Origin of the sequence: Massilia sp. CT11-108 (assembly GCF_047302915.1) — a bacterium.
GTDB classification, from domain to species: domain Bacteria; phylum Pseudomonadota; class Gammaproteobacteria; order Burkholderiales; family Burkholderiaceae_D; genus Telluria; species Telluria orientalis.
In genome coordinates this window covers 1-2,626 of sequence record NZ_JBKYMO010000651.1, presented here as the reverse complement: position 1 = coordinate 2,626, position 2,626 = coordinate 1, and the positions used below count along the sequence as shown (strand labels likewise).

5 protein-coding genes and 1 pseudogene are annotated in these 2,626 nt (G+C 65.3%); 1 reads left to right on the top strand and 5 read right to left on the bottom strand.

Annotation, left to right across the window (positions count from 1 at the left end; genetic code table 11):
* Nucleotides 1-225, top strand: a pseudogene (locus ACEN88_RS28935) (hypothetical protein); the annotation flags it as partial.
* Between the two features lie 164 nt (nucleotides 226-389).
* Here the strand turns inward: ACEN88_RS28935 and ACEN88_RS28930 are convergent.
* The 5 genes from ACEN88_RS28930 to ACEN88_RS28910 all read right to left on the bottom strand — a co-directional run.
* Nucleotides 390-755: a hypothetical protein gene (locus tag ACEN88_RS28930; RefSeq protein WP_413345249.1), complete on the bottom strand. Its 366-nt coding sequence runs from the start codon at nucleotides 753-755 to the stop codon at nucleotides 390-392.
* A gap of 15 nt (nucleotides 756-770) precedes the next feature.
* The gene (locus tag ACEN88_RS28925; protein ID WP_056127481.1) at nucleotides 771-1,157 is read right to left on the bottom strand and encodes a phage holin family protein; all 387 of its coding nucleotides are present in this window, start codon (nucleotides 1,155-1,157) and stop codon (nucleotides 771-773) included.
* 18 nt (nucleotides 1,158-1,175) lie between these two features.
* Nucleotides 1,176-1,514, bottom strand: a complete 339-nt coding sequence (locus tag ACEN88_RS28920; protein ID WP_413345247.1) for a DUF883 family protein — start codon at nucleotides 1,512-1,514, stop codon at nucleotides 1,176-1,178.
* Nucleotides 1,515-1,551: 37 nt separating this feature from the next.
* Nucleotides 1,552-2,088, bottom strand: coding sequence for a ferritin-like domain-containing protein (locus ACEN88_RS28915; protein ID WP_413345245.1), 537 nt, complete (start codon nucleotides 2,086-2,088; stop codon nucleotides 1,552-1,554).
* Between the two features lie 31 nt (nucleotides 2,089-2,119).
* Nucleotides 2,120-2,626 (bottom strand): OmpA family protein (locus ACEN88_RS28910; protein WP_413345243.1); only part of this gene is annotated, 507 nt, incomplete at its 5' end.

Here is a 2,626-nt window from a genome sequence, read left to right as displayed (position 1 = left end):
GGCAGCGGCGGCGGCCGCACCGCGGCAACCGTCGCCGGCGGCGTGGCGGGCGCGGCGATCGGAAACCGTGTGGAAGCGAACCGCGAGGGCGCAGGACAACAGCAGTACGCAGTCAATATCCGTCTAGACAATGGCGAATACCGCACCATCGTCCAGGACAATGTGTACGACCTGCGCGTGGGCAACCGCGTGCGCATCGTCGACGGCCGCGCCTATCGCTATTGAGCGGCGCGCCCCGTGCACACTTGAAGCCGGCTCTGCCGGCTTTTTTCATGGCTGGGTGCGGCGGGGCCATAAAAAGACGGCGTCCAATCGAAGATTGCGACGCCGCTCAAGCCCCACCATATTCGTGAAGGCGCGATCCGGTGGCGAATCGCGCCGCGTTGTCCTTAGTATGCCACTTGCTGCGCGCGTTTGCGCTGCAAGTACCAACCGAGCGCGCCCAGGACGGCGGCCACGCCCAGTGCCGGCTTGCCGAGATTGCGCTTGCGGATGAAGCCCAGCACGGTCAGCGCATACGGGGCCAGGACCGAGATGCTCGTGCCGGTCGGCTTGAGCAGTGCGTCGGCGCGGGTACGCAGCACCCAGGTCGCGTGGTCGAGCACCGAATGAAAGATGACTTCGGGGCGCGCCTCGTGCTTGATCTGGGCGCGCGCGTGGGCGACGCCGCTGCGGTAGAACTCGCCGTCGCGCAACAGGGCCCGCTTGCGCTCTTCAAGGGAGCCATGCGTGTGATGGCCGATCGTTTTTTCCATAGCTCGTTCCTCCGGTTACAACAGCATGTCGCGGTCGTTGCGCAATTCCTTCATGGTCTCGGGGAACGCCAGCTTGCCCTGCTTGAGCAGCGAGAGTCCCTTCATCACGAGGATCAGGGTGATCACGGCGAACACGACGAACATGACGAGCAGGATCTTCCAGCCCATTTCTTCCCAGGCCAGCGCCACGATCGTCGCGGTGCCGTAGGCCAGCGCGAACCACGTGGCCAGGGCGGCCATCGCGAAGATGACCACGAGTTCGATCACGTGATTGCGTACTTCCGACAGCTCGAGCGCGGCAAGTTCCACGCGCGACACCACGAGCCCGAACAGGTTCTTGGCCAGGCCCGTGATCCCACCCATGAGGCCGGGGCTATGCACGACGGTTTCATTGTTATCCATGGCTGCCCCCGACCCGAATTATTTGCGGCCCAGAATGACACCCAGCAGCAGGCCGACGCCGGCCGCCACGGCCACGGTGCGCCATGGGTTGTCCTTCACGTAGACATCGGTTGCGCGCGCCAGTTCCTTGCTCTTGACGAGGGCTTGATCCTGGTACTTGCCGGCCTTGCCCAGCGCCTGGTCGAGCAGTTCCATGCCGCGCTCGCGCAGTTCATCGGCCTTGTTGCCGGTGAGGGAAGCGGCGGCGCTCAGCAGCGACTGTGCGTCCTTGACGAGCGCTTTCATGTCGCCGGAAGCATTGTTCGCTGCGCCGTTCAGTTGGGAGGCGTTGGCATTGGCGCGGATGGACTCTAACATGATGTACTCCTTGTTGTAGGTAGTGGTGGGTAAGGGTTCAGGCCAGCAGGTCACGCATGTCGTCGGCGTGCTCTTCCTCGGTGGCCAGGATCTCGGTCAGCATGATCGTGGTGGTCGGATCCTTGTCGCCGATGGCCTGGATCATCTGGCGGTAGGATTCGATCGCCACGCGCTCGGCGATCAGGTCGGCGCGGATCATGGCTTGCACGTCTTCCGAATCGTCGTACTCCGCATGGCTGCGCTGGGTCAGCGTGGCCGGGTTGAAGTTCGGCGAACCGTTCAGCTGGACGATGCGCTCGGCGATGCGGTCGGCGTGGTCCTGCTCCTGCTGCGCATGCTCGAGGAACTCGGCCTTGATGTGGCCCGTGTTCGGACCGCTGACCGTGTAGTAGTGGCGCTTGTAGCGCAGCACGCACAGCAGTTCCGTCGCCAGTGCGGCGTTGAGCATGCCGATGACGGCTTCGCGGTCGGCCGCGTAGCCCTCGGTGACGGCGCCGTCTTCGAGATTCGCGGCCGCGCGGCGGATTTCCGCGATGTCGAAGCCGTGCGCCAGGTTGGATGCGTTCTGTTCCATGAATCTTCCTCTTTCAGTGGGGTCTTGAATATCAGCGCTGTGCCGCTCGCGGCGGGATGGGTGCGCCGGCGTTCGACAGCACGATTTCCACGCGGCGGTTCAGCTGGCGGTTCGCGGCCGTGTCGTTCGACGCGACCGGGAATGCCTCGCCATAGCCGCGCATGCCGATGCGTTCGCGCGGCACGCCGAGGCCGACGAGGGCCTGGGCCACGGACGCCGCGCGGCGCTCGGACAGGTCCTTGTTGTGGGCCGCGGTGCCCGTGCTGTCGGTAAATCCTTCGACCATGACCGTGCGGTCGGGGTTCTGCGTCATGATCTCGGCCAGTTTTTTCACGGTTGCCATGCCGTTCGCGTTCAGTTCCGCGCGGTCGGTGGCGAACAGGACGTCGCCGATGGTGACGACCATGCCGCGCTCCGTCTTCTGCGCATGCAGTTCGACGAGCAGGGCTTCCAGGCGCGCTGCGCGGTCGGCCTGCTGGGCGGCCTGCTGCTGGGCGGCGGCGGCCTGGGCCTGCGCATCCTGGGCCTGAGCCTGGGC